We start from the raw sequence: 17127 nt of genomic DNA, 5'->3' as shown, positions 1-17127 counted from the left end.
TGTTTTTCTTAGCGACCGTAGGCCAGGCGTGTTGCCAGGTAGGGAGGCAGGCCCGCCTTCTCGATCTTCTCCTGCGTTTTCTTGAAATCATAGTCAACGCGGTAGAATGTGAAGCCGCGCTCAGTGTCGTAGATCATAAAGGCTGCGCGTGGATCGCCATCACGAGGCTGACCGACGCCGCCGGGATTGACGATGGCGCGATAGCCAGCCGGGGCCTTCCAGTTGCCCTCGGGCGGGACAATCATGTCGTTGGTGACCTCGACCATGCTCTGGCTCAGACCCAACAGGGCCAGCAACTCTTCAATCTCCTGATTCAGGCTATCCTCCGCGCTCAGGATATCGGCCTCAGAGGTGACGCGCTCGCCATGACTCTCCTCTTCGTCCATCTCTTCCAACACGTCCGCCTCTTTCTCCAACTCCTGCGTTTCTTCGCCCACAAGAGCGTCCTCTGCCAGGTCACGCTCCTGCTCTTCGTCGCCCTCTGTGTCGTCTTCCAAAGAGATATCCTCGTCTCCTGACTCTGGTGCTTGCTCCGCATCCGACTCTAGCAGGCCTGGCTGTTGTTCCAGGTGAGGTGCGACATGGGCCACGTCTTCGGAGGGTGCTGCCTGCGCGCTTTGCTGCTGAGCGGGACGCACGGCGACCATCTCGGCGGTGTCGTCATCATCCTCTTCGGTCAGCGAGTCCGCTGCCTGTACCTCTGCCTCAGCGGCAATATTGTCAACAAGCGCCTGTACTTCCTGCTCACCGGTGAGGGGAACGGTTGGCGTTGTCGCATAGGTATCAGGCTGCTGGAAGATTATCGGGACATGCGTATGCCCGACAATACAGTAGCGTGTGTCGAAGTGTTGAAAACTGCGTTCCGCCAGGACTTCTGAGGTCAGATACTCCCACAGTGGACCATAGGGACTCCCATGGACCAGCGTGCAGGCGCCCATTTGCAGACGCTCTGGGAGTTCCGCGAGGAACTCGAAGTGCTCATCGGTCAGTTGGTCGCGCGTCCACTCCGCAGAGATGCGCGCAGCCTCACTAAACTCTTCCAGATCGATCTTGCCCACGGCGGCCCAATCATGGTTACCGGCAATGATCACATCTGTGCGCTTGCGCAGCGTCTCGATACACTCATTCGGATTTGGTCCATAGCCAACTAGGTCGCCCAAAAACCAGATCTGATCGATGGGCTGTTCTTTGGCGAGCTCGTCAATTCTGGCGAGTACAGCCTCGAGAGCCTCTAGATTGGCGTGGATATCGGTAAAAATAGCGTAACGCATTCGACAACACTCTTTTTTTTACTATGCTCGTTATATGGCAGAAGTTGGTGGAACTATTCTATCATGTTTGCCTGGTCCTTGCCAGTCCTTGCAGAGATCTGTCCGACGCGTGCTTTAGCAGCGTCGCTCTACTTCATGGGCAAGCCAAACCCCCAATTGAGCAACTTTGAGACATCCTGATCGCGAATGGCCTGGTCGGGGCTATTGAGCACGACGCCTATGAGCGAGTGTCCATTGCGCTGGGCCTCGAAGACCAGGCAGTAGCCAGCCAGGTCGGTATGCCCGGTCTTGACGCCAAGCATGCCCTTGTACGTACTTAAAAGGGTGTTTGTATTGGTCCAGGTATGTGGTCCATGCTGTTTGGTTGTGGGCAGGGTATAGGTTGGCGTGTCAACGATCTGACGAAAAATAGGATTAGTGAGCGCGTAGCGTGTGAGCCTGGTCAGGTCAGCCGCCGAGGAGTAGTGGGTGTCCTCGCTGGTCAGGCCGTCAACGTTAGTATAGTGAGTTTGAAAGAGGTGCAGCCTGCTCGCGAAGAGATTCATGCGTACTACGAAGTTCTCAGGTGAGCCAGCCAGCGCGTCAGAGATGGCAATCGCGGCATCGCCGCCCGAGGGAAGCATCAGGCCATAGAGCAACTCGCGCAGGGTAAATTGCTCGCCGGGGACCAGTCCCGCGTTACTGCTGCCCAACTCAATGACGTGTAAATAGGCGTCGCGTTTGACGGTAATCTCCTGGTCCAGGTTGCCGGTCTGAATCGCGATAAGGGCCGTCATGATCTTGGTGGTACTGGCCATGGGGGCGGCCTGCTCGCCATGGATGTCATAGAGCACATGCCCATTTTGCATATCAACAAGATAGGCGACTTTGGCCTGGAGAACGGGTAGCGGACCCTGAGCCGTGAGTTCAGGTTTTGGCGTAGGGATAGGCGTCGGTGTCTCGGGTACAGGCGTCGGCGTAGGTTCGACACTACTCATTCCAGGTAGCGTGACGCCCGCGATACTTGTGGCGTACAGCGTCAGTGATGTCAGGAGCAGGCAACAGGCAATAATAACCAGGATGACGCCCATGATGAAACGGCGATTCATGGCCACCCTCTTTCAAAGAAATAGTAATAGCTTTTTATTGGCATTTATCGATATAGCGGAGATACGAAATGGCCTCCCATAGTGACAACGATGGGAGGCCAGAAAATGTCGTGTTTAGAGATTCTTGGGCCACTGCTTATGGTGATCGGTGACGCGCTCAAAGGCGTCGGCGATGCGCAGAATGGCTGCTTCCTGGAAGGTATTGCCCAGCAGTTGGACGCCGACGGGCAGGTTCTCGCTGAAGCCGCCAGGGATGGAGATGCCACAGATGCCAGCCAGGTTCGCGGGAATGGTAAACATGTCCTGTAGATACATCTGGTAGGGATCTGAGATCTCACCCAGCTTAAAGGCTACCGTTGGGCTGGCCGGGCTGACCAGGGCATCGACCTGGGCGAAGGCTTCATCGAAGTCGCGCTTGATCAGGGCGCGAACCTTTTCGGCCTGTTTATAGTAGGCATCGTAGTAGCCTGCAGAGAGCGCGTAGGTGCCCAGCATGATGCGGCGCTTGACCTCGGCGCCAAAGCCATTCTGGCGTGTCTTCTCCATCGCTTCCCACATGTCATCGGTGTCGCGGTAGGAGTAGCCGTACTTGACACCATCATAGCGGGCCAGGTTGGCGCTGGCCTCGGCGGGCGCGACAATGTAGTACGCGGCCAGGCCATACTTCGTGTGAGGCAGTGAGACATCAACGATCTCGGCGCCCAGGTCACGCAAGGCCTCAATGGCCGAGTGGACCACCTTTTCGACGCCCGGATCCATGCCCTCAACCCAGTATTCCTTTGGCACACCGATGCGCATACCTTTGATATTTCCTGTCAGGGCCTGGCTATAATTGGCAACCTCCTGAGTTGAACTGGTGGAGTCGCGCTGGTCATGGCCCGCGACTGCCTGCAAGAGTGTCGCGGCATCCTGTGCGTCACGCGCGAAGGGGCCAATCTGATCAAGGGAGGAGGCGAAGGCCACGAGGCCATAACGTGAGACGCGCCCATAGGTTGGCTTCAGGCCCAGGATGTTGCAGAGCGCGCCTGGCTGGCGGATGGAGCCGCCAGTATCGCTGCCATAGGAACCCATGGCCATACCCGCGGCAACGACTGCCGCCGAGCCACCGCTACTGCCACCGGGGGCGCGATCCAGGTCCCAGGGATTATGCGTGGGGAAGAAGGCCGAGTGCTCGGTTGAAGAACCCATAGCGAACTCGTCCATATTGGTCTTGCCCAGCATCACCGCGCCAGTCGCGTTTAGCTTCTCCATGACCGTGGCGTCAAATGGCGGCTTGAAGTTCTCCAGCATGCGGGAGCCGCAGGTGGTGGTAATGCCTTTGGTGCAGATAACGTCCTTAATGGCCAGGGGAATGCCGGTGAGTGGCGATAGGTTCTCGCCGCTGGCGAGACGCTTATCCGCCTCTTCGGCCTGCTTTAGCGCCAGGTCATCCGTTACCAGAGTAAAAGCCTTGACCCTGTCATCTACGGCGCGAATGCGTTCCAGGTGTGCTTTAGTCAGCTCCACGGATGAGAGCTTGCGCTGCCGAAGCAACTCGGCTGCCTCGTGTATGGTGAGTGTATGTAGATCTGTCATCTCGAACTATTCTCCCTCCAGCACCGCGTTGACTTTCAGGCTGTTTTCTTCCTGATCGGGGGCGTTGGCCAGAAGCTCCTCGGGTGAGCATGAAGGCTGGGGAGCATCCAGGCGCATAACATTGGTGAGGCGTGAGGCGTGCGCCGTTGGTGAGACGCCACTCACGTCGGCTTCCTGGAGAATCTGAATATGCTCAAGAATGGCGGAAAGCTGGCTTCCAAACAGCGTAACCTCTTCCTCGCTGAGCGCTAGCCGGGCGAGGTTGGCCACGTTCATTACTGTCTCGCGATCAATCATAAAACAAAACCTCTTCGTGCTACTTTTCTAATGTGGTTGATGTCGGATTGGTACATATACTTACCAGCGAATAGTGAAGTTGCTCATGGCTTCGCCAGGCGTGCGCCACTCAGCCTCGACATGGCGCACATCGGCTGCGGAAGGCCCCTGGCGCAGGTGCTCAAGTAATTGTTCCAGCGCCGGGCGCGCTCCCTGAGCGACAACTTCGACATCGCCATTGTTTTTATTGCGTGTATAGCCACGCAGATGCAGGGCGCGGGCCTGTTGCACGACAAATTGACGAAAACCTACTCCCTGTACCCACCCTTGTACGATGGCATAGAGTTCTTCTATCTGCGTGGGACCGTGCTTGTTTTCGCTCTGGCTCATGGCTTCATTCTAGCATACTCTTATCTATGCGCATAGTCCCGCTTTTGCACGGGCCTCATTTCTCAGTAGCGCGGGTGATAAACCCAACAAAAGGTCCTATTCCTTAACACAATTCTAAGCGTTTTTGTAACAATTGCATTTTATTGACGTAGTTATAAGTGCAAGAATTTGTCCCTGGGTAGTGGTGTGATACGCCACTACCCAGGGCGAGCGTCGCAGGCGCGAGGGGGCACACCCATGTAACTGTGTGTGAAGAAAAGCAGGCAAAGGCCGTATATTGTAGTATAAAGTAGTACAAACTTGTACAAAAGACAGTCATGGCAATTGTACATTATTCTAGGATCAAAAGAGGTCAGTCAGTAAGAAGCGCAAGGAGCATTGACGCGTTTAATTTTATTTCAAATCTTTCAAAATGCTTAGAAACATGTTTTTGTGTTCAGGCATTGGTATAAGAAGAGGACATTGCGGTAAGAATCATGGTAAAATCTGTTCTATATACTGACCTCTCTTAGTCCCTCACTGAGGTAAAAAATATGCAGTCTGTACAAGATCTGGCAACGGCGGTCCAGCGCGTGGTTGCTAACGTTGAACGTGTCATTGTTGGTAAAGCTGAGTCTGTAGGGTTTAGCCTGATCGCGGTCATCTGCCAGGGGCATGTTTTGATTGAAGACGTGCCGGGCGTGGGAAAAACGGTGCTGACGAAGGCTATTGCGCGTTCTATTGGATGTTCATTTAAGCGTATTCAGTTTACGCCTGATCTGCTCCCCAGTGATGTGACGGGTGTCTCAATCTATAATCAGAAAACGGGGAACTTTGAGTTTCGCCCGGGACCAATTATGGCTCAGATCGTGCTCGCAGACGAGGTCAACCGCGCGACGCCCAAGACACAGTCCGCTTTGCTGGAGGCGATGGAGGAGGCCCAGGTTACGATGGATGGCGTCTCGTACCAGCTCCCTAGACCTTTTATGGTGATGGCGACGCAGAACCCTATTGAGTATGAAGGTACCTTTCCTCTGCCAGAGGCCCAGCTGGATCGCTTTATGATGAATATCAAACTGGGCTATCCACAGCCTGCCGATGAAGTCAATATCCTTGATACTCACCAGCACCATCATCCCCTGGATGACCTGGCACAGATCATGACTGCCGAGGAGTTGGTGTCTATTCAGCAACAGGTAAGAGCCATACATGTTGATCAGTCTATCCGTGAATATATTGTGAGCCTGGCGGGCGCGACGCGTAGCCATCCCAATATCTACCTGGGCGTCAGTCCCCGTGGTTCGCTGGCCCTCTTCCGTGCCTCGCAGGCCCTCGCGGCCATGCGTGGTCGTGGCTACGTCATTCCAGATGATATCAAGTTGCTTGCCAAACCCGCACTGGCGCATCGCATTATCGTGACTCCGGCGGCTCGTGTGCGTTCAGTTACCTCTTCTGTTGTGCTCGATGAGATCTTGCAGAGTGTACCGGTTCCCAACGCCTGGGTCGGTGGTGGAAGGGGGCGCTAGTGTATGCTACGTCCCTGGCAAGCTCTCCTCCTCATTATGTTGTTAGCCTTCTTCGCTGTTAGCAGCGGTTGGCATGATCTCTATGTGTTAACCTATGTCTTACTGGTACTTTTTGTGCTCTCGTGGTTGTGGGCGCGCTATAGCGTGCGTAAGCTCATCTTCCGCCGTTCAAGTACCAGTGGACGCGTACAGGTCGGTGAAGCCTTTGATGAGCGCCTGATGCTTGATAATTTGAGCGTCTTGCCTAAACTGTGGGTGCAAATTGTTGATGGCTCCGATCTACCCGGACATCGCGCCGGCTATGTCGCCAGCATGGGGGGACGCAAGCGCGCAATGTGGCGTGTGCGTACATCGTGTTGGCAACGAGGGCGTTTCCAGTTGGGACCGGTGAATGCGATTAGTGGCGATCCCTTTGGCCTCTTTCGCAGGCATGTCTCCCTGGCGCCCTCGCATGAACTCCTGGTGCTGCCGCGTGTCCTGCCTATTACGAGCTTCGCGCTCTTCTCAGGTGGTCTTCCGGGTCGTGGGAAGAGTTCCCGGCGTGCCCTGCAAACGACGACCAACGCGACGACGATTCGCGAGTATGTCGCGGGCGATGCTCTGAGTCGTATCCACTGGCGCTCAAGCGCGCACTACAATAAATTGATGGTTAAGGAGTTCGATCTAGATCCCGCGGTTGATGTCTGGATCTTCCTGGATCTGAATGAAGCTGTACAGACCGGCGAGGACGAGATCTCAACCGAAGAATACGCTGTCACCATTGCCGCGACCATCTCGGTGTATCTCCTACGCCAGGATCTCTCGCTTGGCCTGATCGTCAATGGCGAAAAGCGTGAGACGCTGTCTATGGATCGTGGAGACCGACAGATAGAGCGCGTGCTGGAACTCCTCGCGGTCGTGCGCTCAGGATCTGGCCCGGACTTAAAAGAGACCTTGGCGCTCGATGCATTTCACCTGGGGCGCAACACTGCCGCCATTGTCATTACGCCCTCGAACGCGCGTGATTGGCATACGGGTGCTCAGCAGTTACAACGGCGTGGCGTGCAGGTCGCCGTGATTGGCCTGGACGCGGCCTCCTTCGAGGAGGGACCTGCTGACGAAGATAGTTTAGCCTTGTTAGAAGGCGCTGGCATTCCTGTTTTACGTGTACATAGGCAAGACTCCCTGGAGCCTATTCTGGAAAGTGGCCCGGAAGCCCGCTACGCACAACGGAGGTAGTGATCATGCAAGATGCTGCGGTTAACCAAATGCTTAGAGTGCTCTCCCGCTCACCCAATGATGGACGTGGCAGAAGAAAGAAAGGGAAACCGCGCGAGCCTGGCAGTTTTCACTTGAGCATGGAGGAGGGGTGGCTCTCGCTCCTATTGTTGGCGGCTGTCGTCTATAGCACTATCTGGTGCGTGCAGGCTGTGGGCTGGGTTGATAACCTGAATGTGCTTACCCTAACAACCTTGCTTGGCCTGGTCGCGGGCGTGCTGGCCTCCAAGCAATATCGTTTTCCCAACATCGTAGTACACGTTGTCGCAATGTTCTTCGGTCTCTTTGTGGCCTTCTGGCAGACCGCAGGCGCCTTCCACAATGGGAGCTTCGCCGCCTTTGCTGGTAGCCTGGGTGACTGGTTTAATACGGTGCTGCATGGTGGCTTTGGCAATGATGATAGCATCTTCCTCTTCTTTATTGTGACGCTGGGCTTTGTCCTGGCGTACACCAGCGCGTGGCTGGTCTACCGGACCCGTAGCCCCTGGTTGATGATTATCGCTAACGCTGTCGTCCTCCTGATCAACCTGAGTAATACGACGAATGGCTATATTATCTTCCTGGTCATCTTTCTGCTGGCGGCCTTGCTCCTGGTGTTGCGCTTTAACCTGTACGAGTCCATTAAACGCTGGAATCGCCAGGGTTTGCGCTACTCCGAAGACCTTAGCTGGGACATTATGCAGGCTGGCGCCCTGATCTCTATTGGTATCCTGATCTTTTCCTGGATATTGCCCTATGGCTATACCGATCCGAACGTCGCACAGATCTGGACGGTTGATTCCAACCCCTGGGTGCAGTTGCAAAACACCTGGGACCGTATTATGTCCGTCAATGGAGGCGTGAACGCCGCCAATCGCGGAAGTTTTCGTGATACCCTCACCCTGGGTGGCAATCCTAATCTCAACAACGAGATTGTGTTTACCGTCCAAAGCGATGATGGATCGCAGTACCTGCAATCAACGGTCTTTGATACCTATACTGATCGTGGATGGACGATCAGTCCCACCTCCAATCATAGCTTAAAGGCCAAAGAGACCAATCCTCTGCCAGTGCTGAAGACCAAGCCTGTAACGCAGCGCATCACGGTTGTCAATCAGCCCGCGCTCCAGTATCCCTACCTCTTCGGCGCGCCCCAGATTGTTTCGACGAACTTGCCCGCGAGTCTTATGCAGAGCCGTACAACCGGCGAGACGACGGCCTGGTTAAACCAGAATGGCTTTATAACCGGGGGAAATACCTATACCGTCACCTCTGATGTCTCCTCGGCTGACGAGGCCTCGCTACGGACAATCCCATTACCAAAAGACGCGACGAGCACCTATAGTCCTTCCGGGCAGGCCTCAGCCGATACCTATGATCCCGATATGGTGAGGGTGTATACCCAACTGCCCCAGGGCCTCGATCCCCAGATTGGCATTCTGGCACAAAATATTACCAAAGATAAGAAGACGATGTATGACAAGGTGTTGGCGCTTGAGACATACCTGCGTGCCAACTATGCCTATGACCTTAACATCAACAAGCCACCGCGCGAGGAGGGCGTCTCCTGGTTCCTGTTTCGTAGCAATAATCGGGGCTTCTGTAACTACTTCTCCTCGGCTATGGCAGTTATGGCGCGTTCCCTGGGTATCCCGGCGCGTGTCGTGGTGGGATATACCAATGGCAACTATGACACGAAGGCACACCAGCGCGTGATTCGTGGCGTCGATGCCCATGCCTGGACGCAGGTGTACTTTGCCGGTTATGGCTGGATCAATTTTGAACCCTCTCAGTCGTTCGCGACCTTTAGCCGCCCTCTGCCGGATACAAGCGGGAACGGATCAGGATCAACTGGCAACTTGCCGGGTGGCCCCAATGCGCCAAACAATTCGCAGAACCAGGATCCACGCCACAAAATTGGCGCAAACGATTCCCTTGATGGTTCTGGGACGAATGCATCTGCCATCGGTCCAGATGTAGGGCGCTCGGTGAGCGTGGCCGCGGGAAGCTTGATCCTGCTACTGCTCTTTGGCTGTATCCTCTTTAGCGTCTGGTGGCGTAAGCTCTTCCGCAATTTGAGCGTGACCAGCCAGGTCTATGGGCGTGTCTGTATGCTTGCTGACTGGGCTGGTATCCGCCTGCAACCCTCAAACACACCAACGGAGTACATGGATAAGCTGGCGCAGGCGTCTCCCGACGAGGCCGAGATGTTGCATCGCCTGGGCGATATCTATACCCGCGAGCGCTGGGCGCCGCCCGAAAGTCCCGATCATCCAAAGCGCAATGGCGACCTCAATGAGATCGGAAGGCTCTGGGAGAGGCTCCAGCCCAGGCTCTTCCTCTACCTGGCTCGCCATCCCTACTTCCTGCGTTGGGGACCACGCCGCCTGCTCGTTCTCTGGCGCGAGGCCCGAGAGCGTCGCAAGCAACACAAGATGCTGTACGACAGCTTATGAGACATAGGTCAAGTTAGCTTGACCTGGTAGAGTTGTTTGCATACACTATGAGATGCAGTCTGTTGATTGAAGAGGTTTTATATAGCTCGCAGACTGCATCTTCTCATGGGTTTTGATGCAGGAGGGTTTGAATGACCTTGGAGACAATGGAAAATAGTGAGCAGATGCTTATTCCTATCGCGGGAAATGAGCAGCAGACGTTAGAGATTTCTGGCGCGGCCCCGGTGCGTTTCCAGACGCTAGATGTGGCGCGTCACGTTGCGATAGCGCCCAACGGCAAACGCTATGTTGTGGCCACGTTTAATGATCAGCGCCTGAAACGAGATTATGTCACGGCCATCTATCCCCAGCAGGGGGGCTATCTGACCCTTCTCCGTCTCGTGACTGTTGAGTCCAGCAGCGAGACGATTGAGGAGGCCATTCAGAAGCACACCCGCTTTATTCAGATGATCCAGCAGGGAAAATTGCAAGAACTGCTTGTCTCCCTGGCTAACTAAACAGGGAAACGAGTTATGGACGTGTGTGGCGTGGGCATTCTGCTCGCGCCACACACGTCCATATTTTCTCGCCTTTTTGCCCTTGACAAAGCTCAGGAACGTCTCGTATACTTACCAACGGTGGGGAGCGCGATAGACACGCACTTACCTTCTATCTCTACCGCTTCAGTAAAAAAACACTCTTGGAAAGGAGTAGGCAATGATGACAGAGCATATGCTTCTGCGTTTCACAGGCCATGCTGCGCTTGTGCGCCCTCGTGGCTTTGTGCGCTCTGATTGCTATGCGTTGCCTGCTGCTTGCTTCGCCTTCTGCGCTCCTGGTGTTGGAATTGGCGCGTTCCAGGCAGACATTTGCCTGGCGGCCCAGGGGAGCGGTATGCCCATTTCGGGTGGGGGACCGCCTGTCGAGAGAGACAGGTGAGTACGTAAAAAAAACCTCAACCGTGGGCAACTGGCTAAGACGCAAATCCAGTTCCCACGGTTTTTTGTTGTATTTTTCTTAAGCCCTCGATCTACTTCTGATCCGAAAACCCTGAGCGCGAAGCGCTAGTCACGACAGTGACGTTGGGTTTCGGAATAAGATCCTAGCCCCTCGATTGCCAGTGAAGGAGGCTTTATGCGCAAGTGACGCGTGGATGTTGTCTCGTGGTGGATGTCTCTCTTGTAGGTTTTATACATGTTATTGCCTGAATATGCTATCTGGAAGGAGCACTTACTTGACCGTTACTATGAAAAATTCTCTGTTCGACGACATTGAACTGGATTTTACCCAGGATGCAGTCGTGATCGACGGAGTTTCAAAGATATTCACAAAGCCGCGTCCATTCTTCGGTAAATTTTTGAAGAAGAGCGAAGAGAAGCCAGAGAAAAGCACCGAGGTGCGAGCTGTAGATAATGTCAGCCTGGTTGTAAAGCGGTGTGAGATCGTCGGCATTCTGGGAGCCAATGGCTCAGGCAAGTCGACACTCATCCGTATGATCTCGACGCTCTTGCTGCCAGACGAGGGACAGATCCGTGTCTTTGGCTACGACGTCATTAAGGACGAGCGCATGATTCAGCGTCTGATCAACCGGGTGAGCGTGGAGGCGTCGTTCTTCAAGAAGCTCTCGCCAATGGAGAATCTCCTGTACGCGGCACGCCTCTACAACATGCCTGGCGACGAGGCTCGGACCAAAATCAAGAGCATCCTGACGCGCCTGGGCATCAAGCCGGATCGTATTGATGCGCCCCTGGAGAACATGTCGCGTGGTATGCAGCAGAAGGTTGCCATCGCACGCGCCTTCCTGACCTCGCCCATCGTCCTGCTGCTGGACGAGCCTACAACGGGCCTGGACCCGCGCTCAAAGATCGACGTGCAGAACTTTGTTAACGAGTTGCGCGACAAGCATGAAGCGACAATCCTGATCACGACGCACGACATGGACGAGGCCGAGGCCCTCTGTGACCGTGTGGCGATCATCGACCAGGGGCGCATGATGGCCCTGGGCAAGACCGAGGACCTCAAGCGCGAGGTTGGACGCCTGATGGGTCGCGAGGAGTCCGCCACGATGAACGAAGTCTTCATACACTACACGGCGACGCGCCCAATCACAGCAGAAGATATCAAGCGCTATGGCAGCTGGGAGAAGGCCTTCGAGGCCCTCGAAGCCGAGCGTGAAGAAGAAGAGTAGCTGTAGTTAGGGGAGGTGCAGGAGGGTCTCCCTCCTGCCGGGGAGTGGGCTTCCCATCCGCTCACCTGAGCCGATAGGCTAGCTGCGGAGCAGCGTTGGTGAGCGGAATACAAAACCAGTTCCCACAAAAATCCCCCCTTATCTTTGGGATGTAGCAATAAAAGATAGAAGGAAAATATACATGGCTTCTTTGATACATCAGGGGCGTGCCGCCTACGCCTTCTTTGAGCGCAACTGGAACCTGACCAAGCGCTATTGGGCCTGGGAGATCGTCTGGCTCTGTTATAACGTGGTCAATGCCCTGAGCATTACGTTCATTGCCCGCGCTACGCCAGACCTGAAACCCGCCCAGGTCAACTATATGATCCTGTACTTGCTGATCGGTACCTCGGTATGGACCTATTTGAGCGTGACCTTTGATGGCGTAACAGACGTCATCAACATCGAGCGCTGGGAAGGCACTATCGAGCATACCTTTATGGCACCTATCTCGCGTTTCACGCACATGATTGGGAGCTGTTGGTACGCCATCGTGCACGGCCTGCTCTTCACAGGCCTGCAGTTGTTTGTGGTGGTCCTGTTCTTCCACCTGGACCTCAGCCAGGCGAACTACCTGACGGCGATCTTCATGCTCCTGCTGGGCAGCGTCTCGTTCATTGGCTTCGGTATCGCGACCTCGGTCCTGCCGCTCCTATACACCGAGAAAGGCATGCAGATGTCCTTCATTGTGCGTGCCATTATCCTGCTGGTGTCGGGCGTCTACTACCCGGTCAGCGTTCTGCCAGCCTGGATGCAGCCCTTCTCCTGGCTCTCGCCTGCGACCTACGTGCTCAATGGCTTGCGCGCAGCCCTACTGAGCAACAAGCCTATCTGGTCGCCTGAGATCTGGAGCTATACCTGGCCCTTGATCATCATGAGTGTGGTCAGTATCCCTCTGGGAATGACCATTTTCCGCATGGCCGAGCGCTACGCCAAGCGCACCGGTCGCCTGAAACGTAACGGCTAAACACGAGATGCAGAGTCCATGCTTGCATGGATTCTGCACGGACGAAGGAGAGACACGATGTCTGACGCGAGCTTACCAGAGGGCCTACACATGCGTCCCGCGACCCTTGCTGACGTGGAGCAGGCGGTTTGTGTGATGAATAGTAGTGAGATTGAATATTGTGGTGAGCCTGAGACCACGGAGAATCTCTTGCGCCGCACCTGGAGCCAGGCGGCGCGCAAGCCTGAAGAGAATGCTCGAGTGATTGTCACGCCGGAAGATGAGATTGTCGCCAGCGTTGATACGCGTAACAAACGACATATAAAGATTGATGTCGAGCTGGATGTGCTACCCGCCTATCGCGGCCAGGTGGAGCTTCCGCTGATGCGCTGGGTGGAGGAGCGCGCGCAAGCGCATATTGCACTGGCTCCTGAGGATGCGCAGGTCCTACTTGGCTCCTGGGCGTATCAACATGATACGCAGCGCCAGCAACTCTGGAAGGATCTGGGCTTTGAACTGGTGCGTTATTTCTGGACTATGAAGCGTGAACTCACGCAGGCTCCGGAGCAGCCACAGTTGGCTCCTGGTATTCGTCTGCGCACCTTCAAAGAGCTACAGAAGGAAGCGCCACAGGGAGAAGAGCGCTTGGCCCGTGCGCTCTTCGCGGCCCATGAAGAGGCTTTTAGCGACCACTGGGGGTACATTCCCAACATCTACGAGGAGTGGCGTCAGTACCACCTGGGGAAAGAGGCTGATCTCTCGCTCTTCTTCCTGGCTATGGACGGCGAGGAGATCGTTGCCTACGCCCGCTGCGCCGACGAAGGCCAACAGGGTGGCTGGGTGTATACCCTGGGCGTGCGGCGCGCCTGGCGGCGCCAGGGCCAGGCCCTGGCGCTCTTGCACCATGCCTTTGGCGAGTTCTACCAGCGTGGCACTCGAACCATTCGTCTGGGCGTGGACGCGCAGAGCCTTACTGGCGCGACCCGGCTCTATGAGTGCGCGGGCATGCAGGTTGAACGGCGCTCCGCAAAATTCGAGAAGGTGTTACGCCCCGGTCGCAACATGCGCACTCTGTCGCTCAACCAGGCATAGTTCTACGAAGAGGAAAAGAGGAAATCATGGATGTATCTACATTACCAGCGGGCGTAAGCGTGCGTTCTGCGAGCCTGAATGATGTCAAGGCTCTGGTTGCCCTGTTTGAGGCGCGTGATAGAGAACTTGGTATCGAGCCTGAGCAGACGGCAGAGAATCTTAAGCGCGACTTTACTAAACCCCATGTGGATCTACAAAGAGACTCACTTGTGGCACTCACCTCAATGGGTGAACTGGTGAGCTATGCTTGGGTGGAAGATCAGCAGCATGTGCATATCTTTATGAACCTGGAGACGCGTGCCGACTATCGTGAGAGCGGCCTCGCGGACGCCATGCTGGAGTGGGCCGAGACACGAGCCAGGGAGCATATTACCCAGGCTCCTGAAGGCCTGCGCGTCACGCTACGCAACGGCTGTGATGTGCACTATGTATCACGCCAGCACCTGCTGGAACGGCATGGCTTCCAGGTTGTACGGCACTTCTATGACATGAAGATCGAGCTTGCCGAACCACTTCGGCAGCCTGTATGGCCTGATGGTATTCGTGTTCAGAATACGCAGCCAGGTATGGAGCGCGCTGTCTTTGAGGCTAATAATGAGGCCTTCCGTGATCATTGGGGCTTTGTCGAGAACAGCTTCGAAAATTGGTCGCATTATGCTCTTGATCCACACACCTTTGATCCCACGCTCTGGTTCCTGGCGATGGATGGCGAGGAAATCGCAGGCTTTGCGATTTGTGGTAAAGAGGGAGAGGATAAGGGCTGGGTATATGATCTGGCGGTGCGGCGCTCCTGGCGGCGCAAGGGCATTGCCCAGGCGCTCCTACACGAGGCCTTCAACGCCTTCTATCAGCGGGGCATCCACAATGTCCTCCTCGGCGTGGACGCCAGCAGCCTGACTGGGGCGCTACGCGTCTATGAGCGCGCCGGTATGCACGCCGTACGCGAGTTCCTGACCTATCGGAAGGAACTACGCCCAGGCAAGGAGCCAGGCACCGAAGAACTGGCCTGATATTGTAGGGTCCATGCTTGCATGGACCCTACAGGGTAGCCCGAGAGAGTCCATGCTTGCATGGACCCTACAGGGTAGCCCGAGAGAGTCCATGCTTGCATGGACCCTACAGGGTAGGTGGTGTGGATGGCGATGGTAGCCATAGGCTACCATCGCCATCCACACCACCTACCCTGGCGAGCGCCGCAGGCGCGAGGAGTCAAGCACACGATATTAGAAAGGGATTATATAGAAGGATGAATATACAGCAATTGCCGCATGAATACCGAGCGCGCCCTCTGACTGTGGAGGACGCGGCTGAGGTGACACGGCTCTGTAATTTAGAGGAGCTTGCCACCCAAGGGAAGACGGAGTTCACTGAGGGCGACGCCATCCGCTTTATGAGTATGCCAGGACTGGACCTGGAGCAGAATAGCCTGGCGCTGTTAGATGACCAGGGGCACATGGTTGGCGCTGTCGTGCTCTATCATGTATTGCATATACAGTTCGAGCCAAATCTCTTTGTAGACCCGGCCATGTATGCCTCGGGTATCGCTGACTACCTGCTGACCTGGGTCGAAGAGCGTAGCCGGGCCTTGATGAGCAACGCAGAATCAGACCTGCGTGTGACGATGGGCATCGGCACCAACGTAAAGAGAACGCCTATCTGCCAGGCCTTCGAGCGGCATGGTTTCCGGGTAATCCGCCATGCGTTGCGCATGGGGATAGCGCTAGATGCGCAACCTGCTGTAGCGAGCTGGCCTGAGGAGGTACGACTGACGACATTTGAGCCGGGGATGGAGCGAGCCATCTTCAACGCAGAGATGGAGTTTTTCCAGGATCACTGGGGCTTTATGCCGCGCGACTACGAGGAGTGGCGGCACTTCAATACCGCGTTTGACGAACTTGATCCATCACTCTATTTCCTGGTGAAGGTTGGCGAGGATATTGTCGCTATGGCTCTCTGTCGCCACGAGCACGGTGAGGGCTGGGTGCATACTCTGGGGGTGCGGCGCTCCTGGCGGCGCAAGGGATTGGCCCTGGCGCTCTTGCAGCAGGCCTTTGGCGAGTTCTATCGCCGAGGCATCCAACATGCCAGCCTCTACGTCGATGGGCAGAGCCTGACGGGGGCCACAAAATTATATGCACGCGCGGGTATGCATGTTATGCAGCAATCCGCGCAGTATGAGAAGGAACTACGGGCAGGGAAGGAGCTAAGAACACAGACACTGGCGGTTTAAGGCGACTGGCCTTGTTATGAGAGGCCCGCATGTCAGCCGCTCTCTGCCTGACTCTTTCTCCATTGTAGCTCTCGAAAATGATATATGGTAGCGCATAGGTTTGGGGGAAGCCAAACGCATCCTCGCTGACGGATGGAGAAAACAATGATTGTACGTCTACATAAACTGGCGGCAAGATGCCCCAGGATGACAGATATACAGGCGGTAGCCGAGTTGTGGAGAATAAGTAAACGTAAGGATATGAACTTAGTAGTGATGACTGAGGAAGACGTACAACGTAGATGGCAGAGAAATGGTTTTTACCTGGCGCAAGATGCCTGGGTGATTGTTACTACCCAGGGATGTGTGGTCGCATATGCCGATGTGCAGCGTGAGGAGGAGCAGGCAGGACTCATGTTCGCCCTGATGGTACACCCTGCGTACAGGGGGCGCGGTATTGGAACCTTGCTGCTGCGCATGGTTGAGCAGCGTGCGCGTGAATTGACGTACGGTTCCTCGACCGGCGAGCAGGTGGCGTTGTGTATCGCAGTGCATAGCCAGAACAGGCTAGCGAAACAGCTCCTGGAGCGTGAGGGCTATACAGCGTCTGAGCACTTCTGGCGCGTCTCGCTGGAGCGCGATGATGTCCTGCTCCAGTCCTTGCAAGAGCCAGAGCAGGAGGGGTCGCTGACGATGGATCTCTACGTCGATGCCTCGCAAGCCCCGGCGAGCCGCGTCATTGCCGGGCGCGCAGATTCTCATGTCGCGCAGCAGTACGAGGTCTACCAGCGAGTCCTGCGACCCACAATGTCCAGGGCGCTCCTGCGCGAGGAGGCCGTCTGCTAATTACTCATCAGCATGGTGCAATGCCACTGGG

Annotated in this window: 16 protein-coding genes; 11 read left to right on the top strand and 5 right to left on the bottom strand. The window is 55.6% G+C overall.

All coding sequences use genetic code 11. The features are described from left to right. Positions 1-8 precede the first annotated feature (8 nt). The 5 genes from KRAC_RS62125 to KRAC_RS21005 all read right to left on the bottom strand — a co-directional run bounded on the left by KRAC_RS62125 (position 9) and on the right by KRAC_RS21005 (position 4600). Positions 9-1271: a metallophosphoesterase family protein gene (locus tag KRAC_RS62125; RefSeq protein WP_007910525.1), complete on the bottom strand. Its 1263-nt coding sequence runs from the start codon at positions 1269-1271 to the stop codon at positions 9-11. Between the two features lie 128 nt (positions 1272-1399). Beyond that, a complete protein-coding gene (locus KRAC_RS21020) occupies positions 1400-2359 on the bottom strand; it encodes a D-alanyl-D-alanine carboxypeptidase family protein (protein WP_007910519.1) in 960 nt (319 codons plus the stop codon). A gap of 114 nt (positions 2360-2473) precedes the next feature. Next, a complete protein-coding gene (gene gatA / locus KRAC_RS21015; protein WP_007910517.1) occupies positions 2474-3934 on the bottom strand; it encodes an Asp-tRNA(Asn)/Glu-tRNA(Gln) amidotransferase subunit GatA in 1461 nt (486 codons plus the stop codon). 6 nt (positions 3935-3940) lie between these two features. Next, positions 3941-4231, bottom strand: coding sequence for an Asp-tRNA(Asn)/Glu-tRNA(Gln) amidotransferase subunit GatC (gene gatC / locus KRAC_RS21010; protein ID WP_007910515.1), 291 nt, complete (start codon positions 4229-4231; stop codon positions 3941-3943). 60 nt (positions 4232-4291) lie between these two features. Continuing rightward, positions 4292-4600 carry an acylphosphatase gene (locus KRAC_RS21005; RefSeq protein ID WP_007910513.1) on the bottom strand — a complete coding sequence of 103 codons (309 nt, stop codon included), beginning with the start codon at positions 4598-4600 and terminating at the stop codon, positions 4292-4294. 533 nt (positions 4601-5133) lie between these two features. Between KRAC_RS21005 and KRAC_RS21000 the strand changes: the two genes are divergently transcribed. From KRAC_RS21000 to KRAC_RS20950, 11 genes are all read left to right on the top strand, one after another. Then, positions 5134-6105 (top strand): AAA family ATPase, encoded by a 972-nt coding sequence (locus KRAC_RS21000; protein ID WP_007910511.1) that lies wholly within the window; start codon positions 5134-5136, stop codon positions 6103-6105. A gap of 3 nt (positions 6106-6108) precedes the next feature. Next, positions 6109-7323, top strand: coding sequence for a DUF58 domain-containing protein (locus KRAC_RS20995; RefSeq protein ID WP_007910509.1), 1215 nt, complete (start codon positions 6109-6111; stop codon positions 7321-7323). 5 nt (positions 7324-7328) lie between these two features. Beyond that, positions 7329-9797 (top strand): transglutaminase TgpA family protein, encoded by a 2469-nt coding sequence (locus KRAC_RS20990; RefSeq protein ID WP_007910508.1) that lies wholly within the window; start codon positions 7329-7331, stop codon positions 9795-9797. 131 nt (positions 9798-9928) lie between these two features. Beyond that, positions 9929-10294 carry a hypothetical protein gene (locus KRAC_RS20985; RefSeq protein ID WP_007910507.1) on the top strand — a complete coding sequence of 122 codons (366 nt, stop codon included), beginning with the start codon at positions 9929-9931 and terminating at the stop codon, positions 10292-10294. A 199-nt stretch (positions 10295-10493) separates the two neighbouring features. Continuing rightward, entirely contained in the window at positions 10494-10715 is a 222-nt protein-coding gene (locus tag KRAC_RS20980; protein ID WP_007910505.1) for a hypothetical protein, read from the top strand. A gap of 295 nt (positions 10716-11010) precedes the next feature. Then, entirely contained in the window at positions 11011-11964 is a 954-nt protein-coding gene (locus KRAC_RS20975) for an ABC transporter ATP-binding protein (RefSeq protein ID WP_007910503.1), read from the top strand. A gap of 181 nt (positions 11965-12145) precedes the next feature. Further along, positions 12146-12970 carry an ABC transporter permease gene (locus KRAC_RS20970; protein WP_007910501.1) on the top strand — a complete coding sequence of 275 codons (825 nt, stop codon included), beginning with the start codon at positions 12146-12148 and terminating at the stop codon, positions 12968-12970. Between the two features lie 57 nt (positions 12971-13027). Next, on the top strand, positions 13028-14041 hold the full coding sequence (locus KRAC_RS62120; RefSeq protein ID WP_007910499.1) for a GNAT family N-acetyltransferase: 1014 nt from the start codon (positions 13028-13030) through the stop codon (positions 14039-14041). 26 nt (positions 14042-14067) lie between these two features. Then, entirely contained in the window at positions 14068-15051 is a 984-nt protein-coding gene (locus tag KRAC_RS20960; protein WP_007910497.1) for a GNAT family N-acetyltransferase, read from the top strand. 236 nt (positions 15052-15287) lie between these two features. Next, entirely contained in the window at positions 15288-16271 is a 984-nt protein-coding gene (locus KRAC_RS20955) for a GNAT family N-acetyltransferase (RefSeq protein ID WP_007910495.1), read from the top strand. Between the two features lie 186 nt (positions 16272-16457). Next, on the top strand, positions 16458-17096 hold the full coding sequence (locus KRAC_RS20950) for a GNAT family N-acetyltransferase (RefSeq protein WP_157506894.1): 639 nt from the start codon (positions 16458-16460) through the stop codon (positions 17094-17096). The last annotated feature ends 31 nt before the right edge of the window (positions 17097-17127 follow it).

It is taken from the genome of Ktedonobacter racemifer DSM 44963 (assembly GCF_000178855.1).
GTDB lineage: Bacteria > Chloroflexota > Ktedonobacteria > Ktedonobacterales > Ktedonobacteraceae > Ktedonobacter > Ktedonobacter racemifer.
This window is presented reverse-complemented; position numbering and strand designations above follow the sequence as displayed.

Bases quoted from the DNA above. Each gene is read 5' to 3' on its own strand.
- KRAC_RS62125 (WP_007910525.1), bottom strand. From the start codon at position 1,271: ATGCGTTACGCTATTTTTACCGATATCCACGCCAATCTAGAGGCTCTC.
- KRAC_RS21020 (WP_007910519.1), bottom strand. From the start codon at position 2,359: ATGAATCGCCGTTTCATCATGGGCGTCATCCTGGTTATTATTGCCTGT.
- gatA (WP_007910517.1), bottom strand. From the start codon at position 3,934: ATGACAGATCTACATACACTCACCATACACGAGGCAGCCGAGTTGCTT.
- gatC (WP_007910515.1), bottom strand. From the start codon at position 4,231: ATGATTGATCGCGAGACAGTAATGAACGTGGCCAACCTCGCCCGGCTA.
- KRAC_RS21005 (WP_007910513.1), bottom strand. From the start codon at position 4,600: ATGAGCCAGAGCGAAAACAAGCACGGTCCCACGCAGATAGAAGAACTC.
- KRAC_RS21000 (WP_007910511.1), top strand. From the start codon at position 5,134: ATGCAGTCTGTACAAGATCTGGCAACGGCGGTCCAGCGCGTGGTTGCT.
- KRAC_RS20995 (WP_007910509.1), top strand. From the start codon at position 6,109: ATGCTACGTCCCTGGCAAGCTCTCCTCCTCATTATGTTGTTAGCCTTC.
- KRAC_RS20990 (WP_007910508.1), top strand. From the start codon at position 7,329: ATGCAAGATGCTGCGGTTAACCAAATGCTTAGAGTGCTCTCCCGCTCA.
- KRAC_RS20985 (WP_007910507.1), top strand. From the start codon at position 9,929: ATGACCTTGGAGACAATGGAAAATAGTGAGCAGATGCTTATTCCTATC.
- KRAC_RS20980 (WP_007910505.1), top strand. From the start codon at position 10,494: ATGATGACAGAGCATATGCTTCTGCGTTTCACAGGCCATGCTGCGCTT.
- KRAC_RS20970 (WP_007910501.1), top strand. From the start codon at position 12,146: ATGGCTTCTTTGATACATCAGGGGCGTGCCGCCTACGCCTTCTTTGAG.
- KRAC_RS62120 (WP_007910499.1), top strand. From the start codon at position 13,028: ATGTCTGACGCGAGCTTACCAGAGGGCCTACACATGCGTCCCGCGACC.
- KRAC_RS20960 (WP_007910497.1), top strand. From the start codon at position 14,068: ATGGATGTATCTACATTACCAGCGGGCGTAAGCGTGCGTTCTGCGAGC.
- KRAC_RS20955 (WP_007910495.1), top strand. From the start codon at position 15,288: ATGAATATACAGCAATTGCCGCATGAATACCGAGCGCGCCCTCTGACT.
- KRAC_RS20950 (WP_157506894.1), top strand. From the start codon at position 16,458: ATGACAGATATACAGGCGGTAGCCGAGTTGTGGAGAATAAGTAAACGT.